We start from the raw sequence: 21,000 nt of genomic DNA on the forward strand, positions 1-21,000 counted from the left end.
ATCCGGCGGGCAACAAGTTACTTGGCAAGCGGCAAGAACACCATTTGCGAGGGACTGCCCACCGGCGTATAGCCTTCAACAAAGCTGAGTTTGCCACTGGCCTTATCCACGCTGAAACGGGTGACGTTATCGCTGCGTTGATTCATCGCATACAGATAACGCCCGTCCGGGCTCAGCGTAAGCGATCGCGGATAATCTCCGCGCGTCCAGGTTTCCGCCACCGAATGCAGCTCACCGCCGCTGCCCACGCTGAACTGCGCAATGCTGTTGTGCAGCCGATTGGCCACGTATAGGTTTTTGCCATCCTCGCTCAGGACCAGGCCGGCGGCGAAGTTGGTGCCTTTATAATCGGCAGGCAGCGAAGAGACCACGTGCAACTGTTTCAGAGTACCTTTTTGATTATCAAAACGGTAGCTGGTCAGCGTGGAAGCCTCTTCATTCACCAGCAGCACGGTTTTCCCGTCCGGATGGAACACGAAATGACGCGGCCCGGCGCCGGCAGAAGATGCCGCGATCCACGGCGGATCGTTCGGCGTTAACTGGCCGCTGGCGTCGTCAAAGCGCCATTGATAAATACGATCCAGCCCCAGATCGGTAGAGAATACAAACTTGCCGCTCGGATCGCTGGCGATCATATGCGCATGCGGGCCATTGTGATCGCTGATGGCAAAACTCCCCTCCACCGCCGCCTCCGGCTTGCCGGCCCCTGCCGGCCCTTGCTGTTGCTGCACCGAACTGGCCTTGCCCAGCTTGCCGTCGTCCTCAACCGGGAAAACCGCTACGGTGCCGCTGACGTAGTTTGCCACCAGCAGGTGGCGCCCGTTTGGCGTCAGGAAAAGATAAACCGGCCCCGCCCCCTGCGAATCAACCTGATTGAGCTGGGTCAGGCTGCCGTCCGTCGGATTGATGCGGTAAGCGATAATGCCGCCGTGTTGAGTCCCGTTAAAGTCCGCCACTTCACTGGCGACATACAGCGTCTGGCCTTTGGCATCCACGGTAAGCTGCGCCGGATTCGGCTGGCTGCTGGCCAACGTACTGGCGCTCAGTACACCGCTGACCGGATCGACCTGCACCCGGTAAACACCTTCACCGTTAGGGTTGTAAGTACCGATATAAGCAAAATGAGATGACGTAGATTTCATTGCATCCTCAGCATGAAGCGCCGGGCTAGCCATCGCCAGCAGCGCCAGAGTGACTGCAGTTCGCAGGGTGGAAGAAGTTTGCCAGTTTCGCATAGTTATCCTGATGGTATACCCGTCGCCTTTCAAGCCACAGCGTTGTTATCTGCACTCACTCACCCCAAAAGTAAACGCCTGGGGATGAATAAGCTGGCCGCCTAGCTGCAACTTGAAAGCCAGAGGGGAAAGATAGTGGCGCGGTGTGCCCGCGCCTGGGGATACAGAGCCTGCGCCTCCCTGCCTTACGTCATCCGATAATGCGCTTTACCCCACCAGCTTTTTGGTGGTCGCCAGCAGGGCTTTCACGTCCTGTGGGCGGGTGTTACCGGTGGCGGAATCGATGATTGAACTGTAGATGTGCGGGATCACGCGCTTCACGCCGGCAGCCAATGCGATCTCGACGATCGGCTCGAAGTTTTCCAGATCGATACCGCCGGTAGGTTCCAGCATAAAGTCATGCTCGGCACAGGCCTTGGCGACATACTCGTATTCTTCTCTGCATGCCAGTCCGCCCATCGGGAAATATTTGATTGAACTGCCGCCCATGTCTTTCAACAAGGCGATGGCGGTTTCCACCGGCACAATGCCGTCCGGCGCGGCAGCGCTCAACGGCCCCGTCGAAATCTTCACCCAGCCAACGCGGCCGGTTGGCGACACCAGACCGTTCACCACGCTGTCATTCTGGCCCAGCAGCGCACGGCTGGCACCCACACCGGTAAACACCTGATTGACGTGCTGCGGCTGCACTTTCTGGGAAATCAGACTGACCATCGCCGATTGCTTAGGATCGCCTGCGCCCAGCCCCACCGACAACGCGTTCTCAATCAGTCGCGCATAGCGCTGCATGTCTGCAACTGCACTGTCGACGTCTGGGTAGTTCTTGGAAAGCACCCCCACCAGCACATGCCCTTCTGCCGCCGCATAAATCTCCTGCGCGTTGTCTTTCGAACCGGCCAACACGTTGAGACACACGCGGTCGCGATAGTAGTTAGGTTGCAGCTTCATGCTTGTTTCTCCTTGAACAGATTTTTAATGCAGGTGAAAACGGTCATCAGCTGTTGCTGGTCAACGCTGCGCACGTCCACTTCAATCTTGCCTTCGTTAGCTTTATAACCGCGGAAGTAGATGGCGATCTCGCCGGTTTTCAGCGCCTGCACGATGTCGTAGGTCGACCATCCCAGCACCGCTTCGTCGAACGTGATTTCTGCCCGTGCAATATCACGCCCGGCGCTGTCCCAGACGGTTTTGGCGCTGATACCGGCCAGGGTGTTCAGACTGTCGATAAACGGCGTCATTCTTTCCACCATCTGCTGTCCGGTGGTTTTCTCCAGCCGCAGGTAGCTTTCGATCGCCTGCGTCAGGCCGAGGATGCCCTCTTTACCGACCTTCATCGCCCGGCCGATACCGCCGGTTTGCAGCTTCACCCATTCGACGTACTGTTTCCTGCCAATCACCAGACCGCTGGTGGGGCCTTCGATGGCCTTGGCGCCGCTGTAAACCACCAGGTCGGCCCCCATCTGGTAGTAGCACAGCAGATCTTCTTCCGCCGCGGCATCGACGATCAGCGGCAGGTTATGTTTGCGCGCCACCACCACCGCCTGCTCAACGGAAAGAATGCTTTTCTGCACGCAGTGGTGTGACTTTATATAGAGGATCGCCGCCGTTTGCGGCGTGATGCAGGCCTCTAGCTGCTCGGCAGAACACTCGTTGGCGTAGCCGGCTTCAACCACCTTCCCCCCGCCCAGCGCCACCATGGTATCGACCGGGGCACCAAAGTTGACGTTATGGCCACGCGGCAACACGATTTCGCGCGGAACGGTAATAGGTGCGGAGTGCAGGTTCACCAACAGGTTGGCGTTGTCTTTGACGATCAGCGCCGCCACTGACTGGGCGATGCCCGCCGAGGCGCAGGAAACTACCACCGCGTTTTCGACATTCAGCAGGTTGGCGATGTAAGCGCCGGTCTTGTCGACCAGATCCTTGATTTCGAAGTAGTGGTTCATGCCGTAATCCACGGCGTCGATAACGTCCTGGCGCGGCGTGGACACGCCGAGTGCAGTCATGCGACCTGAAGTGTTGATGACCTGTTTTAAATTATATTTTTCATAAATCGAAGACATGAGCGGCTTTCCCTTCATCGGTTAATAGGATTTCCCCGGCCACCACGGCGGCCAACGGAACCAGCAATTGTTGACCCTCGGCCGACTGCCCTTCTGAATCGGCGAACACCTGTGGCCCCTGACGGAGCTCGAACAGCGTGAAATCGGCATCGCAACCCAGTTCCAGCCGCCCCTTATGGGACAGGTGCAGCGCCGAGGCGGCATTTTCCGTCACGCAGGCAATCACCTGCGGCAGCGACAGCCCCACGCTGAAGAATTTGGACATCACCGTCGCCAGGCTGTGTACCGGCCCGGTCATTCGGTTACGGCAGTAGATATCGGAGCTGATGGTATGCGGCAAAATGCCGAGCGCTATCGCCTGCCGCGCCACCTCGAAGCTGAAGCTGGCGGTGCCGTGGCCAACATCCAGCAAGACGCCGCGCTTTAGCGCGCGCTGGATAGACTCACGCAGCGTGCCCGCCGGCGTCAGAATGCGATTCGGTTTGCCGTTGTAGCAGTGAGTGATAATGTCGCCACGGGTCAGCAGATCGGCGATTTCATCCAGATCCGGCGGGTTATTGCCGATATGCACCATCAGCGGCAACAGGTTATTTTCTTGCTGGATCTCTTTGGCCAGCACCAGCGGTCGAATGCCGTTCTGGCCGACCACGCTGCTGCTCATGCGCGCCTTGATGCCGATGACAAAACCGGCATGTTTGTCGATCGCCTGGCTGACTTTCTGCTTATCGATGTCTGCCAAATCAGCCAGTTCGTTCTGACGCAGCAGGCCAATGCGCGAAATATTCAGGAAGGCGAAAACGTTGGTTTTGGTGCTGCGCGTCAGCGTATAAAACGCATCCACGTCGTCGGTGCCGGTGCTGCCGGCATCCACCACCGTGGTGACGCCACAGGCCGTGCCGACCAAGTCCGGTTCGTCATGGTAAATCGGCGAAGAGGGGTAGCAGTGCACGTGGGAGTCGATCCAGCCGGCGCTCAGGCGGCAGTTGCCCGCCAGATCCAGGTTCCGATGAGCGTGGACATCGTCGGCTAACTGCCCCACCTCGGCAATCTTGCCGTCCTTGACCGCCAGATCCACCAGCCGATCATCCGCCAGCCTGGCGCGTCTGATTACTAAGTCATACATACCGCATTACTCCTTTTCCTGCCTGAGGACGGCACCGCGTACCGTCCTCAGCAATCACGCTCGTGATTAAACGATAGCTACCGGGAAAATGGCCCCTAACAGCATCGCACCGAGGATCGCCCCACCGGTGATCGGCTTATTCCAGATATAGAACAGCAAGGCGCCAAGCAGCGAGCCGATACCGATCGGAATGGAAGCGGTCATCGCCGACAAGATGATCAACGGCCCCAGGAAACGCCCCGAAGAGTTACCGGCGCCCATCATCACGTCCGCCCCGTAGGTGGAGTTGCTCTGATTGATGGTAAATTTACGCGCCAAAATGATCAGGTAGCCAATCGCCAGGCCAATCACCAGGCCGGTCACCAGCGAGGCGGCGAAGTTAGCGACCGGGAAGATGATCCCCGCCCCCAGCAGCAGCGCCGGAACCCCCAGCCCCACGCCGGTCTGGATCGCACCGCCGATGTCCAGGATCCCCACCAGCGAACCTTCAATGATGCGCGCAAACAGGAAGCTGGCGCCGAAGGCCGCCACGGCACCGTAAACGCCGGTGTCCATTCCCGCACGCAGCATGGAAACGAAGGCGACTTCGTTAAACGCGCCGATGCCATACAGGTAGTACATGTGCGTCCCGGCGAACACGCCGGAGGAGAGCAGGCCAACAAAAATCGGGAATGACCAGTCGGCATACCAGAAGCCTTTTTGGGTTTGTTCTTCCATTTTCCAGCTCCTTATTTACCGCTCAGGGTGTTGTGAATGGCGTCCAACCAACCCGGCACGCCGAGGCTGAAGGACTCGAGGACTTTCATGTCAAAGCCGCGGAAGAACCCGCTCAGCACGAACAGCAGCACGATCACCGCCATCATGATCTTGGTGATTTTGTTCCAGCCGCTCTCTTCCACGCCTTTACCGATCAGAATGCCCAGCACCAGACCCGGTACGGCGTTGCCCATGATCAGCTGCGCCAGGCCGCCGAAGATGGTGCCCCAGAAGCCGGAACGGCGTCCGGCGTCGATCGCCGCCAGCCAGAAGATCACCGGCATCACGGTATTCACCAGCAAGTTCGCTGCCGGCACCAGCACCTTGATCGCCGTCACCTGCAATGCGGCAGGCACGGCGGAAGCCGTGGTATTCAGGAAGGCCACAACCAGCATGCCGATGATGCCGCAGGCGATAGCCATTTTTTTCGGATCGTGCAGCGTTTGCGCCAGATTGCGGTTTTTGACCATCAACGCAGCCGCGCCCCAGTGTGGAATAATGCGGTGGTCAACGTCCTGCGTGAAGGCCCCTGCCGCCACGGAAGACGCCCAGGCGTTGAAGAAGAAGCCCAGACCGAATGAGAAGTGGGAAGCCGGATCGCCCTCGCAGGAGTTCAGCTCGCCCAAGGTGCGGAAAGCCCCCATGCCCTGTGTCGTCGGAGCATGGAACATACGTGCGGCGCCGGCCCCTACGCCAACCCCCACCAGTCCGCCGATAATAAGCGACTTAAATAAGATGATTAAAAACATCAGTATACCCTTTGATTTATGCTAACGTTTTTATTTCGTGACGAAGACAACTTTTTCTGTATTGATCATTGTCACGTTCACGGTTATTTCCAGAGCCACGGAGTAGCTTTTTCTTTCGCGCGGCAGAAAGAAAAACAGAAATTTTTCTTTTGTTATTTTCTCTTCTGCTTTTAATACGCTGACATCCTGCGGTTCAATACGCAGCAGAATATTACTGGTGGATTTTAATACCGCGCCCTGCACATTGGCCAAGGCGGAAGCAAAAGCTTTCGCTTTGCTGTCGCCCTTACCCTCCACCTTTACCGACGTTGTATATTGTTCTTTCATTACGGGTTGCCGTGTTTTTTGACGTAGGCTTCAACCAGCCTTTGACCCAGCTCTTCTTTATCCATAAAACCAAAACCCAATACGGTGCAGCCTTCGTTTATTGCCGTCACGCCCTCATCAATGGAGCGCATGCCGTATTTGGCTTTGTAGCCGTATTTAGTTTGTGCGGTAATGGCACCCGCGCCGCCGCTGCCGCAGAAAGAAATCCCCAGCTGTGCGCCTTCCGCTTTCATCACGTCGCCCAGCTTCATGTCAGCCGCCACGCCGGGGATCACGATGGCTTTTCCACCTGCATTTTCAATGCCCTGACCCACTTTCTGACCTTTACCCAAACGATCGCCAATCACTACGGTAATCTGACCCATGGTATTTTCTCCTGATTAATTTAATTCGCTAAAAACTATTGGTTATTATCTTTTGCCACTTCAAAATGTACGGAAAGCAAATAGGCCTCTTCAATCGGCAGAGTGGTGAACTGGTCGACTACCCGTTCCGCCATTTGCATAGATTCCGCCGAGATCTCGTCAAACAGTGATTTATCCACTTCCGGTAATGGCTCGCCGGTGATTGAACGCAACACCATGGCGCGAATATGCGACTCCAGCATCTGTTGCTGCACCGCATTGGTATAAATGTCTTCGGCGTTTAGCATGGCGGTAATATCAGCCAGCACCCGTTCGGTTATCGCTCCGGCCGTGCTGACGTCAGATTGTTCACTATTTTCTCTCGCAGCAGATCCATCATTCACTTTTCAGTTCCCCTAGATCCAAACATGATTCCGTAAGTCGCACAGCGCATCACCTGAATAAGCCGCCTTCTCTGATGCCTTTACCCTAACCCCGGGGAGATATTCTGTGTACTCTGTTTTTTTCCAGTTGAAAGTGGAAATTCAGTGACCGTCAGGGATCCATTTCGCAAAATAAGCCTCTGCCAGATAATTCAATTAGATTACAAAAAGATATCGCCACAAAAGGTTTCCAGTTGAGCCATGGGCGGTGAAAAGCTTCGTGATCGGGATCTCTTTCTTTTCCCGGCTTAACCGCCTACTATCGGTAAGACAATTCGACATCAACAACACCCCCGTACCTCTGGCGCGGGGGTTTTGCTTTTGTGCTGTTTTTCCGAATTTATGGGCGCGTTACCCGACGCCTTTTGATTTGACTGGAGAGTGGAATGACCAAGCCAACCATTACTATTAATGAGCTGGATGCGGAACGCCTGGATGCGCTATTGGAACAACCGGCCTTTGCCAACACCGATGTCGCGGCTGCGCTGAACATCGAGCTGGATCGCGCCGAAATTCTGCCGCCGTCCCAGATCCCGGCCAACGTAGTGACCATGAACAGCCGCGTACGTTTCCGCGATCTGCATACGGCAGAAGAACACGTGCGTACGCTGGTTTACCCGGCTTCGCTGAAGGACAGCCACGAACAGCTGTCGGTGATGGCGCCGCTGGGCGCAGCGCTGCTGGGCATGCACATCGGCAACCAGATTACCTGGCAGTTGCCAAACGGTGAAGAAGCACGTATCGAAGTGCTGGAACTGTTGTACCAGCCGGAAGCGGCGGGTGAATACCACCGCTAAGCGGTTTTCAGGGCGGTGACCAGCCGCCCTTTCTGTCCCTTACAAACTGATGGCGATCAAAACCAGGATCAGCAACAGCACGTAAATTCTTGCATGCAGCCGATCATTGACCTTCGGCAGCCACTGCCTGGCAACCACCGTTCCCACGACACCGCTCGTCACCAACTGCCCGAGCAGGGCCAGATTGACATAGCCCAGATAGTGCGGCCCTGTCATTTCCCTCCAGCCCAAACCGACGTACATCAATGCCCCCACGACGGCGACAGGGATCGACAACGCGTTGGCCGCACTGACGCAATGCCGCATCTCGTGCCCATGGCGACGCAGCAAAGGCACCGTCATCACGCTCCCCCCTACGCCGAGCAGAGTCGCGATGACACCCATCAGCGGGCCGCCGATCAACAGAGTCGATGGCGAAAGTGCAGCGCGTACCGGCTTAACCAAAAACCCCGGTCTGAACAGACAATCCGCAATCGTCACCAGGATGTAAATCACAAACAACAAGCGCACCGTGCCGTCCGCCAACAGGCTGGAAGCAAAAGCCCCCAGCACCGCCCCCATCCCGATATAAAAAATGAGCGGGACCAGAGTTTCACGCAGCAGGTTGCCGCTGCGCCATTGGGCAAAAGTGGCGTAACCTGCCGTGAAAATCATTACCGCCGTCGAGGTGGCCACCGCAATATGCATCGCCTGACCAGGCTGTTCACCCGATACGCTCACCAGATGGTAAACCAGCGGCACCACCACAAAACCACCGCCAAAACCGAACACAATGGTCGTCATACCGGTCACGAAGCCGGTCAACAGCACGAAAATAATATCCGCCATAGCCGCAGGCGCTCCTGAGTAAAGATGTCGAGCGGCAGCATAAAACACCGGCTTTTGGCTTGCTTCATATCAAAGGCCAACTATCATTGCGTTTCGGCCAACTGTTCAGCGAAAGGCTTTATGCGCAATCGACATATTGACGATCTCGACTCGGTGCAAAGGCCCGTGATTGCCATTGGCACCGACTACCCAAGGGGTTACCTGCTGCCCATGCACCAGCATCGGCGCGCTCAATTGCTTTACGGCGCCACCGGGGTAATGCACGTGTTCACCCGTCAGGGGAACTGGATTGTGCCGCCTCAGCATGCGGTGTGGCTGCCCCCACAGATGGCGCATGAGGTAAGAATGGTCGGCGTCACGACCCGCAGCCTGTACATTGAACCGGCCGCGTTGTTGGTTGACCCACCACAGGATTGCCAGGTGGTCAGCGTAACGCCGCTGATGCGTCAACTGTTGATGGCCGCCGTCGATATGCCACTGGATTACGATGAACAGGGCCGGGATGGCGCGCTGGTTAGCCTGCTGCTGCATGAGCTGGCCAATCTACCGCCTCTGCCGCTGCATATCCCCCTGCCGGCGGACCGGCGACTGAGTGAACTCTGCCAGCAATTCCTGCAACACCCTGACGCGCACGATTCACCTCAGGCATGGGCTTCGCGGCTGTATATGAGCATCCGCAGTTTCAGCCGCCTGTTTCGCACTCAGACAGGAATGTCCTTCTCACAATGGCGTCAGCGTGCCTGCGTGGTGTTGGCGCTGGCTCAATTGGCCGAAGGCAGCAGCGTGACGCAGGTGGCTCTGGAATTGGGGTATGAAAGCAGCGCGGCGTTTGCCACCATGTTTCGCCGCGTGCTGGGGCAGGCGCCGTCCTGCTATCTGACCGCAGAACGGCGCGAAAAGGGTTAGCGGAATTTCTTGTGGTTAGCGTCGCGGGTTTGCTTGAAGCCCTGTGCAACCTGCTTGGCTTCGGCCAGCTTGCCCTGATTGGCCAGCGCCAATGATTGATCGATCTGACCGATCAACGTGTCCAGTCCGTGATGGAAATCTTTTATCTCTGGGCTATCGGGAGCTTTATCCTCCAGCTTGGGCGGCGTACTTTGCTTCGCATCCACCGCAGCGGCGCGCATGTTCTGCAGGCTTTGCTTCAGGGTGTCCGTAGAGTCAGTGCTCAGCACCGTTTTGTAATTGCCTGCGATGGTATCCATATCATCGGCCAGATCGGCCGCGACCGCCAGTGAACTGACGCCCAGCAGCGCCAGCGCCATCAGCGCTTTCAGTTTGTTCGACATGCTTGCTCACCTTCCAGTTATTGTTTTAGTGGTCCCCTTTCAGGGCCGTGCGCCGCCATTGACCACGCCATGACGCAGCACAGCCTAACCATAGGCAAGGGAGCAGAAAACCGAAACCGGAGATTTGTAAGCAAGGTTAAAACAGAGGAAGAAGGGAAACGGCTGGCAACCAGAACGGCCAGCCGTGGCGAACATTATTGACCGGCTATTTTCATGTCCGGCAGCAAAACGGAGCCGCACTGAATATTGCTGCGGGTTTCGATGTCGCTGCCCACGCTGACAATGTTGCGCAGCATATCCTTCAGGTTGCCGGCGATGGTGATCTCGCTGACCGGATACTGGATCTCACCGTTTTCCACCCAGAAACCGGCCGCGCCGCGCGAATAGTCACCGGTGATACCGCTAACGCCCTGGCCCATCAGTTCGGTCACCACCAGGCCGGTGCCCAGTTGCTTCAGCATGCCGGCAAAGTCATTACCCTGCCCGGCAATGCGCCAGTTGTGGATACCGCCTGCGTGCCCGGTGCTGTGCATACCGAGCTTGCGGGCCGCATAGCTGGTCAGCAGCCAGGTTTGCAGTACGCCGTCTTTAACGATGTCGCGTCGTTGAGTACGAACGCCTTCGCTGTCGAACGGCGTGGAAGCCAGGCCTTTCAGCAGGTGCGGGTGTTCTTCAATGGTCAGCCAGTCCGGCAGGATCTGCTTGCCCAAAGAATCCAGCAGGAAGGTGGATTTACGGTAAACGCTGCTGCCGCTGATGGCGCCAACCAAATGCCCGAACAGGCCGGTCGCCACTTCGGAAGCGAACAGCACCGGGGCGGTCATGGTAGACAGCTTGCGCGGTGCCAGACGCGACAGCGTGCGGCGGGCACATTCCTGCCCCACCCATTCAGGGCTTTCCAGATCGCCCATTGCACGGCCGATGGTATAGGCGTAGTCGCGCTCCATATCACCATCCTGCTCGGCAATCACGCAGCTCGACAGTGAGTGCCGGCTGGAACAGTAGCTTTGCAGCATGCCGTGACTGTTGCCGAACACCTTGATGCCGTAGTGGCTGTTAAAACTGCCGCCTTCGGTATTGGTGATGCGCTTGTCAGCCGCCAGCGAAGCCTGCTCTGCGCGAGCAGCCAATTCGATACCGCGTTCGGCGTCCAGTTCTGCCGGGTGGAACAGATCCAGATCCGGCGCTTCAAACGCCAACAGGTCCTTTTCCGCCGGTCCGGCGTTCGGATCTACCGAGGTATAACGGGCAATATCCAGCGCCGCCTGTACGGTGCGGGCAATGGCATCCGGGCTGAGATCGGTGGAAGAAGCGCTGCCTTTGCGTTGCTGGTGATAGACGGTAATGCCCAACGCGCCATCGCTGTTGAACTCAACGTTCTCCACTTCGCCAAAGCGAGTGCTGACGCTGATACCGGTAGATTTGGTCACGGCAACTTCTGCCGCATCAGAACCGGCGCGCGCCAGTTCCAAAGCCTGTGAAACGGCCTGTTCCAGCGCCTTGCGCTGTTCTGCAACTTGAGTGACTACTTTCATCAATCTGCCATACTTAATCAGAAAATCGTTGAGAAAAGTGCCGTGGCGGCGTGGTTGCGCGCGGAGTCACGCGCAAAAATCATGTGATTTATACTTTTGAGTCTAACAGGAACCGCGTGGAATTTCGCATAAAGCGAGTACGGGGACACAGAATGATCGCTAAAACAGCAGGCTTATCACTCAATCACCAATTTTACCGATTTGCCTATATTGGCGAGCATATTGATCAATGCATCAAGCGTAAATTTATCTGTTTTCCGGTTTACCACATCAGACACGCGCGGTCGTGAAGTGTGTAAATACCGAGCGGCTTCCTCCTGCCGATAGCCTTCCCCCTCTATCCAGGCGCTTATTTCCCCCATCAGTTGCCTTTTAAGCGCGATGATGTGTTCAATCTCTGCATTGGATTGCGTCTGCAACTGCCGGGCCTCGTCAGGGGCAAACCCCAGGTCAGCGAACACATTGCCACCTTGTGGTGTAACATGCCTGGAATGGGTATCAATTGGCTTGGTCATTTTTTCTTACCCCGCTCTTCTATCACTGCGTCATAACGCACTTTGATAATCTGAATATCGTGCTGACTGGTTTTCGCCGTCTTCTTCTGAAAACTGTGCAAAACATAAATAACGTCATTGAATTTAGCCACGTAAATCACCCTAAAAGCCCCTGCAAGGGCATATAAGCGAATTTCACAAACGCCGGCGCCACACCCCTTCATCGGTTTCCAATTGCCGGGTTCTACTCCCTTTTGCACTTTGCTTAATTCAAACCCGGCCGCTCTACGTGCGTCCGCCGGAAACGCTAATAGATCTGCCAACGAGGAGCCACGCCAGTCAATGGCCTTTTCATTCTCATCATCCATGAGCACCACCTCCATATGTATAAAATTTTATACGCACGTGGTGGTAAAAACAACAAATCAAAAATAACTGTCGGTGAATTAAGGCCGATTTCTTGTCGCATCGGCAGCTATACTCAATCTGCTCTGGCGCGCAATTGGCGGGTTGCTGGACAACCTGTTAGGATTAGCCTCTTTTTAACGGAGCCTACCATGAACAAACAGCCTGAAGACTGGCTCGACGATGTCCCGGAGAACACGGACGAGGACGATGACGAGATTATCTGGGTCAGTAAAAGTGAAATTAAACGTGATGCCGAAGCCCTGAAAGACCTGGGGACCGAACTGGTCGAACTGGGTAAAAACGCGCTGGAACGCATCCCGTTGGACGAAGATTTGCGCGCCGCAATTGAACTGGCGCAGAAGATCAAGAAAGAAGGCCGCCGCCGTCAGCTGCAGCTGATTGGCAAAATGCTGCGCGCCCGCGATGTAGAGCCGATTCAGACCGCGCTCGACAAGCTGAAGAACCGCCATAACCAACAGGTTTCGCTGTTCCACAAGCTGGAAGCGCTGCGTGACCGTCTGGTAGAAGAAGGTGATGACGCGATCCCGTCGATTCTGGCGCTGTATCCGCAAGCCGACCGCCAGCAGCTGCGCTCACTGGTGCGTAACGCACAGAAAGAGAAAGCCGCTAACAAGCCGCCGAAAGCCTACCGTCAAATTTTCCAATACCTGCGCGATCTGGCCGAAACCGCCGAATAATCGCCGCCGTCACCACGGGATGAACCCGATTCATCCCCGGTGATGTGCAGGTTCACCGCTGCTTTCACGGATATTGAAACGCAGGCTGCCTTCCAACTCTTCTTCCGCCTCTTCAAACAGCAGGATAATCGCGCCAAAGCGACGTTTGCTGCGGGCGTTGAGATGGGTAAACTCAATCTCGACCGGCAAGCCGATATCCACCGTCACCACGTCCCACAGCGCGTCAAGATTGGCGCCAAACGCCTCATCCAGCGCGAACTTATGCGCGAAGTCGCGGTAAAACGCCGGCAAATCATTAATCTGATTAAAATCGAACTCTACTTTTGCCATCAAGCTCACTCCACCCGAATGAAGTTTTTATAATGGTCACGCGTGACAAAAATCAGGCCATCACTGGAATACAGCAGGCGATCGGCACCGCGCCGACCGCATTGATAATTGATATCCGCCTCGCGCCATACCCGGCTGCGGGCCGTAGGCAGTTGTCCTTCACGGTTTGAGAAACGATCGCCGCCAATCGCCTTGCCCGGCAGCACCGAACACAGATTACCGTTACGTGCATCCCAACCCTGCTCACGCGCCTGCTTCTTGGTAATGTAATAATCCGGCAGCCGCTGATGCTGCTGCAGGTAGCTCACCACCCTTTTCTGCTGCGTCAGTTGGTCAATACTCTGGCCTTCGGCCACCGCCGGCACGTTGGTAATAGCCCGATCGTTACCACGCAGTGCGCTAAAACCGGCAATCACAACGGCGATGACAACCGCCACGAGGATCCGCTTATTCATTGCTGTCCCTGAATTATGGCCTACAAGGGTGCACTGTCACCCATGCTAGTTGGATTTATAGATGAAGAGGATGAAGCAGAGATGACTGGCATGTAACGTTTTCACTTCAGGGAAACCACGCCCCACAACCTGCAACACCCGTTCAAGCTAATCATGCCATTGTGCAGCGCGTCTGGCACTCAGTGCAACTCTGAAACAGGCCTTTATCAGGCAAGTATAGCCCCGGCAGGGGCATTTGGCGTCTCAGTCGATCAGCGCGTGGCGGTAACGGTGCAGCATGTCGGCCAAACGTTTTACCGGTCCGGTAACGCTGAGCGGTGCCTGATAATCCACCAGCTTTTGCTGATAGTCATTCATTTCATCCAGCAGCCGATCGTAATAGTAGGCACGCTTCACGTCGTTCTTGGCTGAAACCACATGGTCGGCGGTTTTGCGGATCTGTTTGTGGAAGGCCGAAAGCTCTTCGCTAACCGGGATCTCTGCCCGCTGCATGCGCTGATGAGCAATGATCAGGTTCAGCGCCAGCCGGTATTTGGCGATGTCGTTCGGGAACATCATCAGCAGTTGGTTAAGCTGCTGATACAGCGCCGGCAGGTGGTTTTGTCGACGAAGCGACGCCTTGGTGGTCAACGCCGAGACCGCGCTGCCGACAAACTGGTTCAGCAGCGTGCGACCGGTACGTTCACGTGAATTATCGCGGATCAGCAGCAGTACCATCAGCCCCACGCAGCTGCCGAGGAACTGACCGAGCGCACCATCGAGAAACTGAGTGACATTGAATTCCATCGGGTTACTCAACACCAAAATGTTGATGGTCCCCGCCAGCAGGCCGAGCGACCCCAGCCGTCTTTTCTGCACTTCGATACCGATGAAAAACGCCAGCAGCCCCAGACTGAGGCACAGCAGTAAAATGCTTTGCTGGGTCGCCGGCAGGATCACCATAAAGAACAGCGAACCGACCGGGATTGCCGCCAGCATGCCCAGCACAAAGTCCATTGCGACCATGCGCGGCGCGGGGGTACGCATCGCCAGCGAGGTGATCACCGCAATGATTACCATAAAGCCGCTGCCGGAGGTCCAGCCGGTCCACAGCCACAGCAGGCAGCCAAAGGCCGTCGCCACAAAGGTGCGCAGGCCGTTAATCATCGCGTGGTGGCCTTCAGCCGAAGTCGGTTTGATCACCACCTCGCTGCTCAACACCCCCTCTTCTACCGCGCTGATGCTGCTGTTGGTATGCACGCCTTTAGCCAACAGCAGGTAACGCGTGGCCGCCCCCACCCAACTGGTGATGGTCAGCAAGGTTTCGTCAGTGCGGTTGGTGGTCAGCACCTGGCGCAACAGCTTCATGCGTTTATGGATTTCCTGCGGGGTGTCCGCCGGTACCATCAGCAGTTCGCGGATATTTTCTTTCACCGCATCCGGGTGATTCAACAGAATTAAATACGTCTCGCAGGCCTGGGTAATCAGCGTCAGCGACAGCGTATGCAACGCCAGAACACGGCGGTTCACCTTTTGCCAGCGCGAAGACTCCATCATCAGGTTGCTGCGCATGCCGTTCAGCGCAGTGGTGCCCTTCACCAGGTTGCTCCAGGCGCGGTCGATATCTTCTTTCTCGGCATTGCTGATGCACATCTGCATCAACCGGTACTGATCCACCAGCAGTTGATCCACGGCGCGATCGATATCTTGTTTGATCGAACGCGGCGAGAACAGCAGATCCGCCAGCACTGCGCTGACGATCCCGAGCACGATCTCGCTACAGCGCTCAATGGCGAACTGCGGGGCTTCCAGCAGGTGGGCCTCGCTGGTGGCGACCGTCACGATAATGATCAGCGCGGTATAGCCGGCCAGCCCCCAGGCATAGGAGTTCTCGACTTTAATCAGCGAGGAAAGCCAGGTGCAAAAACCGGCCCAAATGCAGCACAGCAACAGCATCACGACCGGCGCACGCGCGGTAGTGATGATGATCGCCAGGCCGACGAAACAGCCGATAAAGGTGCCGATGATACGCAACCAGCCGCGGTGACGGATGGCGCCGGAGAAAGGCTCACCGCCCGCCGCAAAGGCCGGGCCGGCGGCCACGATGGCGGCGGTCATCGCCGACCAACGTGGGGTTTCCAGATTGAGATGGAAGCCGACGAACAGGGCAAACACAATCGCAAAGCTGAGCTTGAAGGCAAACCTCAGCCGGATAAAGGTTGGGTTATTCATTAACCGAACTCACGCAGCCGATGCATCAAACGCACAAAAGGCGAGCCGCTGTCGGTAGCGCGATCGTTCTTGCCGGTGATCACCACGGTAGCCGTGGTACCTGCCGGGTATGGATGCAGCTGGTCTTTGTCGTCCAGCAGGATTTTCACCGGCACGCGCTGTGCCAGACGCACCCACTCCAGGTTGCTGTCGATCGACGCCAGCCCTTTGCTGTTCACGGTGCTGCTGCTGTTATTGACGGCGGCAGCCACGCTGTCGACGGTGCCATGCATGATACGGTTACTGCCCAGCGGAGTGATTTCCGCACGGTCGCCCTTGTTCAGGCCATGCAGCTTGGTTTCTTCCAGGTAGGCCAGAATGTAGAAACTGTTTTTCTTCACCAGCGCCACAGCGACAGAACCGCGGGTAATGTACTCCCCGGCATGTACGTTCAGGTTAGTGATCCAGCCATCGGCCGGTGCACGCACCGTGGTGCGTTCCAAATCCAGCTTCGCCAGTTCACGAGTCGCTACTGCCTTCGCCAACTGATGTTCTACGGTTTGCAAAACGTTATTCGCCTGGTCAATCTCCTCCTGCGACATCGCCTGCACGCCCAAGCGAACGCGACGGCCCGCCTCACGTCTTTTCTCCGCTGCCAGGGTCTGGTAATAGGCTACGTCAGCGTTAGCTTCCGCCAGGGCCTGTTGGTAGCGCGGCTGGTCGATCACCAACAGCACCTGTCCTTTCTTGACCAACTGGTTATCCACCAGCGGCACGTCGGTCAGCAGCCCGGTAACGTCCGGCGCTATCGCCACTACATCAGCGGTAAACTTGGCATCACGCGTCCAGGGGGACTCGGTGTAAAACACCCAGGCTTTGAATACGGCGACGATCCCCAACAGGACCAGAATCAGAGTGATCGCGATTCGGGTTATTTTTATTGAAAAATTTTTCACAGCGACCTCAAACGAAAAGACATGAAATCAGATAGAACAAACAGCAGTACAGCGCGGTATTAAACAGCGCTGGATGCCAGACAAAATCGTAAATCCCGGTAGGCTGCAGCAGGCGGCGCAGCAAAAAAAACAGCGCCAGCGAGACCAGCAACTCAAAAAATACCGGGGGAAACGACAGTCCGAAAATGACCATAACCGGAAGCAAACTCATCAATTTTTCCTTATTGTTCACTACACCGGGCGTTAACCTTTATTTCCATTCACATTCTCTTTACATTTTAGCTGACACGCACCACAAATTCCGCCCCAGACAGGTTGTCCAGGCCACGAACCTGAAAAAAAGGTAAACTCTGGAGCGTACATCCGCGATAGGGAATGCGAGGATACCGGAGGGATCGGCCACGACGTCGGCGCCGATCGCACTCGCGCGTTGGTAAGGTCTTTCCACCCGACCCCGTTATATTAGCGTGCTTACTATCAACTCATCAACAATCTGTGATCTAAATCACTTTTAAGCCAGAGTGAATAATGGAAAGATTAAAACGGATGTCGGTATTCGCCAAAGTGGTTGAATGCGGGTCATTTACTGCGGCGGCGCGCCAACTCGATATGAGCGTTTCGTCTATCAGCCAGACCGTCTCCAAACTGGAGAATGAGCTGCAGGTTAAGCTGCTTAACCGCAGCACGCGCAGCATTGGCCTGACGGAGGCCGGTAAAATCTATTATCAGGGTTGTCGGCGCATGTTGCTGGAAGTGAGCGAAGTGCACGAACAGCTTTACGCGTTTAACAATACGCCGACCGGTACGCTGCGCATTGGCAGCTCCTCCACCATGGCGCAAAACGTGCTGGCGACCATGACTGCCGATATGCTGAAAGAATATCCTGGCCTGACGGTGAACCTGGTAACCGGTATTCCGGCGCCGGATCTGATTGCTGACGGGCTGGACGTGGTGATCCGCACCGGTGCGTTGCAGGACTCCAGCCTGTTTTCCAAACGCCTGGGCTCCATGCCGATGGTGGTCTGCGCCGCAAAAAGCTATCTCAGCCAGCACGGCACGCCGCAGAAGCCCAGCGACATGGTCAACTTTTCCTGGCTGGAATACAGCGTACGGCCGGATAGCGAATTCGAACTGATCGCACCCGAAGGCATCAGCACGCGCATTGCGCCGCAGGGACGTTTTGTCACCAACGATTCACAGACCATGATCCGCTGGCTGAAAGCCGGTGCCGGCATCGCCTATGCGCCACTGATGTGGGTGATCGAAGAGATCAAACGTGGTGAAATCGAGATCCTGTTTAAAAGCTATCATGCGGATCCTCGCCCGGTGTACGCCGTGTACACCGAGAAAGATAAGCTGCCGCTGAAGGTGCAGGTGTGTATCAACTACCTGAGCGACTACTTTAAGCGCGTGGCGGAAGTCTATCAGGGGTATCGCTGAGCCAAAATCGGCGTGCCAGAGCGCCAAGCAACAGCAAAACCAGCATGCCCAGCCCCCAAACCAGCCAAACAAGATATCCCGCCCAGGTAAGCAGCAGCGGGAAATAACTCGCCAGCCAGCCTCCCAGTTGCTGCAACAGAGGCAGCCCACTGTCCAGCAGCGCTGGCGGCACCAGGCTAAGCAACCCCGTCAACCGGGGTGCCAGTTCCGCAGAGCCGCTTTGTGCCAGCCCCGTCAACGCCGGCAGCCAGGCCAACACGCCGGAAGCTCCCCAAGCCAGCAACGTCCATAACGCCATGGCCGCCAACAAGACGACCAGACTCCATCCTGATTTGGTCATGGTTGCCCTCCGCTGACCGCCGTACCGCATTGCTGGCAGAAACGGCCCCCCGGCGGCAACGGCGCCGAACACCCACGACAGGTCGCTGACTCCGTTTCGAAAGGTTGGCCGCAGCGGTGGCAGTAACGGGCACCGGGCCGGTTAGGTGCCTGACATTGCAGGCACTGCGGGCCCTGATCTCCATGCTGGTTATAACGGTTACCATGATGTCCGCCCCCGTGCCGCGAACGTGAGTGGCCGCCACCAAAGCCACCTTGTCCCAAAAGCCTTTTCAACATGCTCATCGCACTTTCCCTCTCTGCTTTACGCCAGGGCTCAATGTAAACCCTGGAGTAAACTCCAGGGTAAAGCGCGGCGAGAGAGATTTACGTTTAATTACATCCTTAGAGCAGCAACGCTTTGATGTGGCTAGCAAAAAGCATCATCTGTCATTACCTGGCCTGCTGCCGGTGCGCTATGCTGCGGAGACCTCTCCCTGCATCAGGAATAAAAATGAAAAAAATCATACTGGACTGCGATCCGGGGCATGACGATGCTATCGCCATGCTGCTGGCCTGGGGCAATCCGCAGATCGAGCTGCTGGCCGTCACCACCGTGGTGGGCAACCAAACGCTGGATAAGGTGACCCACAACGCGCTGGCTGTTGCACGCATCGCCAATATCACCGGCGTGCCCTTCGCCGCCGGCTGCCCACGGCCGCTGGTGCGGCAAATCGAGGTTGCGCCCGATATTCACGGCGAGTCCGGCCTGGACGGCCCGGTTTTACCTGAGCCAACGCTAACGCTGGAAACGCGACACGCGGTAGATTTGATTATCGACACCATCATGGCCCATCCGCCAGGCAGCGTGACGCTGGTCCCCACCGGCGGCCTGACCAATATCGCCATGGCAGTTCGTAAAGAACCACGGATTGCCGAACGGGTGAAGGAAGTGGTGCTGATGGGGGGTGGCTATCACGTGGGTAACTGGAGCGCGGTAGCGGAATTCAATATCAAGATAGATCCGGAAGCCGCGCACATCGTTTTTAATGAGAAATGGCCGCTGACCATGGTCGGGCTGGATCTGACCCATCAGGCGCTCGCCACCCCAGAAGTGTGTGCACGCATTGCCGCCATCCACACCGGGCCGGCCAGGTTTGTCGGCGAACTGCTCGAGTTCTTTGGCAAAATGTACCAGCAGGCACAGGGTTTCAGTGCACCGCCGGTGCACGATCCATGCGCTGTGGCCTACGTTATTGCCCCCGATGTGATGACGGTGCGAAAAGTCCCGGTGGATATCGAACTCACCGGCACCCTGACGCTGGGCATGACGGTAGCCGATTTCCGCGCAGCGCCGCCGCCCGACTGCCATACGCAGGTGGCCGTAACGCTGGATCAGGATAAATTCTGGGGCTTGGTGGTGGATGCTTTGGAAAGGATTGGGGACGTGAAGATTTAAGCTGCGGCTTTGCGGTATTGGTGGACCGGGTGGCTTTGGATAGCACCCGGCCTGGGTGTATCGGGGAGAATAGGCTAGTGCTTTAATAATACCGTTAATTGGCTATCCAACTGCCTAAGACAGTTATCCATATATTCCGTGGTGACCTGCTTCACCATCGCATAATCACTGGCTTGCCATTGTGTCAGTGATGCCGAACGCGGGGTTGGGCTACATTTAAATTGGTCAAAGGCTGAGAGCATATTTCCCCCCTCTGGCCGTTTATAAAAGGTCACAGCGTAGCGCAGTTCGAATTGAGTATCACTTTTCGCCAGCTCTTGATAAACCAGCAACCACTTGGCGGGGGTGATATTCAAATTATTCTTGTAACTGTAACCGGCACCGTTCTTTTGCAACCAGTCGGCGATAGCTACCTTGGCTTTAGGCACCAGATAACTTTTGGTCGGTTCTGGCAAAGAATCCACACTGCTGCCTTTCAAGGTATCCTTACTGAAAGTACTGACAGAAAGACCACCCGCGAGCACCGAGGTTAAAACCGATAGCCCCACACCGACACCCGTATCGGCCTGGGTGACAATACGCAGCTTGGTATCGGCATATTGATTATTGTTATTTTCAGGTAGAGCAAAAAAAGTCTTTACACCAATGTTACTACCGTTAGTGGCGGTTATTTTTTCTACATTATTGGTTGATGAACAGGCAGTTAATAATAGAAAACTGCTTACCATAGAAACATACATAACTTTTTTCATTACTGCTCCTT

27 protein-coding genes are annotated in these 21,000 nt (G+C 56.2%); 5 read left to right on the plus strand and 22 right to left on the minus strand.

The window, feature by feature from the left end:
• Positions 1-17: 17 nt before the first annotated feature.
• The 9 genes from H5P17_RS07805 to H5P17_RS07845 all read right to left on the minus strand — a co-directional run bounded on the left by H5P17_RS07805 (position 18) and on the right by H5P17_RS07845 (position 7,001).
• A complete protein-coding gene (locus tag H5P17_RS07805) occupies positions 18-1,235 on the minus strand; it encodes a lactonase family protein (protein ID WP_182822176.1) in 1,218 nt (405 codons plus the stop codon).
• A 207-nt stretch (positions 1,236-1,442) separates the two neighbouring features.
• On the minus strand, positions 1,443-2,183 hold the full coding sequence (locus H5P17_RS07810) for a KDGP aldolase family protein (RefSeq protein WP_182822178.1): 741 nt from the start codon (positions 2,181-2,183) through the stop codon (positions 1,443-1,445).
• A complete protein-coding gene (locus H5P17_RS07815; RefSeq protein WP_182822180.1) occupies positions 2,180-3,298 on the minus strand; it encodes a DgaE family pyridoxal phosphate-dependent ammonia lyase in 1,119 nt (372 codons plus the stop codon). The genes H5P17_RS07810 and H5P17_RS07815 overlap by 4 nt, the downstream gene beginning before the upstream one ends.
• A complete protein-coding gene (locus H5P17_RS07820) occupies positions 3,282-4,421 on the minus strand; it encodes an amidohydrolase/deacetylase family metallohydrolase (RefSeq protein WP_182822181.1) in 1,140 nt (379 codons plus the stop codon). Before H5P17_RS07820 ends, H5P17_RS07815 begins: the two co-directional genes overlap by 17 nt.
• A 66-nt stretch (positions 4,422-4,487) precedes the next feature.
• On the minus strand, positions 4,488-5,138 hold the full coding sequence (locus H5P17_RS07825) for a DUF4310 family protein (RefSeq protein WP_044553683.1): 651 nt from the start codon (positions 5,136-5,138) through the stop codon (positions 4,488-4,490).
• An 11-nt stretch (positions 5,139-5,149) separates the two neighbouring features.
• Entirely contained in the window at positions 5,150-5,926 is a 777-nt protein-coding gene (locus H5P17_RS07830) for a DUF4311 domain-containing protein (RefSeq protein ID WP_012147073.1), read from the minus strand.
• 30 nt (positions 5,927-5,956) lie between these two features.
• Positions 5,957-6,253, minus strand: a complete 297-nt coding sequence (locus tag H5P17_RS07835) for a DUF4312 family protein (RefSeq protein ID WP_182822184.1) — start codon at positions 6,251-6,253, stop codon at positions 5,957-5,959.
• Positions 6,253-6,618: a glycine-rich SFCGS family protein gene (locus H5P17_RS07840; RefSeq protein WP_012147075.1), complete on the minus strand. Its 366-nt coding sequence runs from the start codon at positions 6,616-6,618 to the stop codon at positions 6,253-6,255. Before H5P17_RS07840 ends, H5P17_RS07835 begins: the two co-directional genes overlap by 1 nt.
• A gap of 35 nt (positions 6,619-6,653) precedes the next feature.
• Positions 6,654-7,001, minus strand: coding sequence for a glycine dehydrogenase (locus H5P17_RS07845; RefSeq protein ID WP_182822186.1), 348 nt, complete (start codon positions 6,999-7,001; stop codon positions 6,654-6,656).
• 425 nt (positions 7,002-7,426) lie between these two features.
• On the opposite strand from H5P17_RS07845, the gene rnk reads away from it, so the two are divergent.
• The gene (gene rnk, locus H5P17_RS07850; protein ID WP_020831894.1) at positions 7,427-7,837 is read left to right on the plus strand and encodes a nucleoside diphosphate kinase regulator; all 411 of its coding nucleotides are present in this window, start codon (positions 7,427-7,429) and stop codon (positions 7,835-7,837) included.
• A gap of 39 nt (positions 7,838-7,876) precedes the next feature.
• Here the strand turns inward: rnk and H5P17_RS07855 are convergent, their stop codons facing one another.
• Entirely contained in the window at positions 7,877-8,665 is a 789-nt protein-coding gene (locus H5P17_RS07855) for a sulfite exporter TauE/SafE family protein (protein WP_182822188.1), read from the minus strand.
• Between the two features lie 120 nt (positions 8,666-8,785).
• On the opposite strand from H5P17_RS07855, the gene H5P17_RS07860 reads away from it, so the two are divergent.
• Positions 8,786-9,571 carry a helix-turn-helix domain-containing protein gene (locus H5P17_RS07860; RefSeq protein ID WP_044553687.1) on the plus strand — a complete coding sequence of 262 codons (786 nt, stop codon included), beginning with the start codon at positions 8,786-8,788 and terminating at the stop codon, positions 9,569-9,571.
• Here the strand turns inward: H5P17_RS07860 and cybC are convergent.
• From cybC to H5P17_RS07880, 4 genes are all read right to left on the minus strand, one after another.
• Positions 9,568-9,954 (minus strand): cytochrome b562, encoded by a 387-nt coding sequence (gene cybC / locus H5P17_RS07865; RefSeq protein WP_044553689.1) that lies wholly within the window; start codon positions 9,952-9,954, stop codon positions 9,568-9,570. The genes H5P17_RS07860 and cybC overlap by 4 nt on opposite strands.
• A gap of 194 nt (positions 9,955-10,148) precedes the next feature.
• Entirely contained in the window at positions 10,149-11,489 is a 1,341-nt protein-coding gene (gene pmbA, locus H5P17_RS07870) for a metalloprotease PmbA (RefSeq protein ID WP_182822190.1), read from the minus strand.
• Positions 11,490-11,665: 176 nt separating this feature from the next.
• A complete protein-coding gene (locus tag H5P17_RS07875) occupies positions 11,666-12,004 on the minus strand; it encodes a helix-turn-helix domain-containing protein (protein WP_044553693.1) in 339 nt (112 codons plus the stop codon).
• Positions 12,001-12,351 (minus strand): type II toxin-antitoxin system RelE/ParE family toxin, encoded by a 351-nt coding sequence (locus tag H5P17_RS07880; protein WP_044553695.1) that lies wholly within the window; start codon positions 12,349-12,351, stop codon positions 12,001-12,003. The genes H5P17_RS07875 and H5P17_RS07880 overlap by 4 nt, the downstream gene beginning before the upstream one ends.
• Positions 12,352-12,540: 189 nt before the next feature.
• Between H5P17_RS07880 and yjgA the strand changes: the two genes are divergently transcribed.
• Positions 12,541-13,089: a ribosome biogenesis factor YjgA gene (yjgA, locus tag H5P17_RS07885; RefSeq protein WP_044553697.1), complete on the plus strand. Its 549-nt coding sequence runs from the start codon at positions 12,541-12,543 to the stop codon at positions 13,087-13,089.
• 30 nt (positions 13,090-13,119) lie between these two features.
• On the opposite strand, the gene H5P17_RS07890 is transcribed toward yjgA, so the two are convergent.
• The 5 genes from H5P17_RS07890 to aaeX form a co-directional block, all read right to left on the minus strand.
• On the minus strand, positions 13,120-13,419 hold the full coding sequence (locus tag H5P17_RS07890) for a barstar family protein (RefSeq protein ID WP_044553699.1): 300 nt from the start codon (positions 13,417-13,419) through the stop codon (positions 13,120-13,122).
• Between the two features lie 5 nt (positions 13,420-13,424).
• The gene (locus H5P17_RS07895) at positions 13,425-13,874 is read right to left on the minus strand and encodes a ribonuclease (protein ID WP_044553701.1); all 450 of its coding nucleotides are present in this window, start codon (positions 13,872-13,874) and stop codon (positions 13,425-13,427) included.
• Positions 13,875-14,117: 243 nt separating this feature from the next.
• Positions 14,118-16,085, minus strand: a complete 1,968-nt coding sequence (gene aaeB, locus H5P17_RS07900; RefSeq protein WP_044553702.1) for a p-hydroxybenzoic acid efflux pump subunit AaeB — start codon at positions 16,083-16,085, stop codon at positions 14,118-14,120.
• Positions 16,085-17,020 (minus strand): p-hydroxybenzoic acid efflux pump subunit AaeA, encoded by a 936-nt coding sequence (gene aaeA / locus H5P17_RS07905; protein WP_020831905.1) that lies wholly within the window; start codon positions 17,018-17,020, stop codon positions 16,085-16,087. The genes aaeB and aaeA overlap by 1 nt, the downstream gene beginning before the upstream one ends.
• Before the next feature lie 7 nt (positions 17,021-17,027).
• Entirely contained in the window at positions 17,028-17,231 is a 204-nt protein-coding gene (gene aaeX, locus H5P17_RS07910) for a p-hydroxybenzoic acid efflux pump operon protein AaeX (RefSeq protein WP_004936952.1), read from the minus strand.
• 317 nt (positions 17,232-17,548) lie between these two features.
• On the opposite strand from aaeX, the gene aaeR reads away from it, so the two are divergent.
• On the plus strand, positions 17,549-18,460 hold the full coding sequence (gene aaeR / locus H5P17_RS07915; RefSeq protein WP_044553708.1) for an HTH-type transcriptional activator AaeR: 912 nt from the start codon (positions 17,549-17,551) through the stop codon (positions 18,458-18,460).
• Here aaeR and H5P17_RS07920 read toward each other — a convergent pair.
• Together H5P17_RS07920 and H5P17_RS07925 are read right to left on the minus strand one after the other, a co-directional pair.
• Positions 18,423-18,800 carry a hypothetical protein gene (locus tag H5P17_RS07920; RefSeq protein WP_182822192.1) on the minus strand — a complete coding sequence of 126 codons (378 nt, stop codon included), beginning with the start codon at positions 18,798-18,800 and terminating at the stop codon, positions 18,423-18,425. The genes aaeR and H5P17_RS07920 overlap by 38 nt on opposite strands.
• Positions 18,797-19,084, minus strand: coding sequence for a zinc ribbon domain-containing protein (locus H5P17_RS07925; RefSeq protein WP_182822194.1), 288 nt, complete (start codon positions 19,082-19,084; stop codon positions 18,797-18,799). Before H5P17_RS07925 ends, H5P17_RS07920 begins: the two co-directional genes overlap by 4 nt.
• A 208-nt stretch (positions 19,085-19,292) precedes the next feature.
• On the opposite strand from H5P17_RS07925, the gene H5P17_RS07930 reads away from it, so the two are divergent.
• Positions 19,293-20,237 carry a nucleoside hydrolase gene (locus H5P17_RS07930; protein WP_044553712.1) on the plus strand — a complete coding sequence of 315 codons (945 nt, stop codon included), beginning with the start codon at positions 19,293-19,295 and terminating at the stop codon, positions 20,235-20,237.
• Between the two features lie 74 nt (positions 20,238-20,311).
• Here H5P17_RS07930 and H5P17_RS07935 read toward each other — a convergent pair whose 3' ends face one another.
• Positions 20,312-20,989 (minus strand): hypothetical protein, encoded by a 678-nt coding sequence (locus tag H5P17_RS07935; RefSeq protein WP_182822196.1) that lies wholly within the window; start codon positions 20,987-20,989, stop codon positions 20,312-20,314.
• Positions 20,990-21,000: the final 11 nt, after the last annotated feature.

Source organism: Serratia sp. OS31, assembly GCF_014164835.1.
In the GTDB taxonomy this organism is placed as follows: Bacteria; Pseudomonadota; Gammaproteobacteria; order Enterobacterales; family Enterobacteriaceae; genus Serratia; species Serratia liquefaciens_A.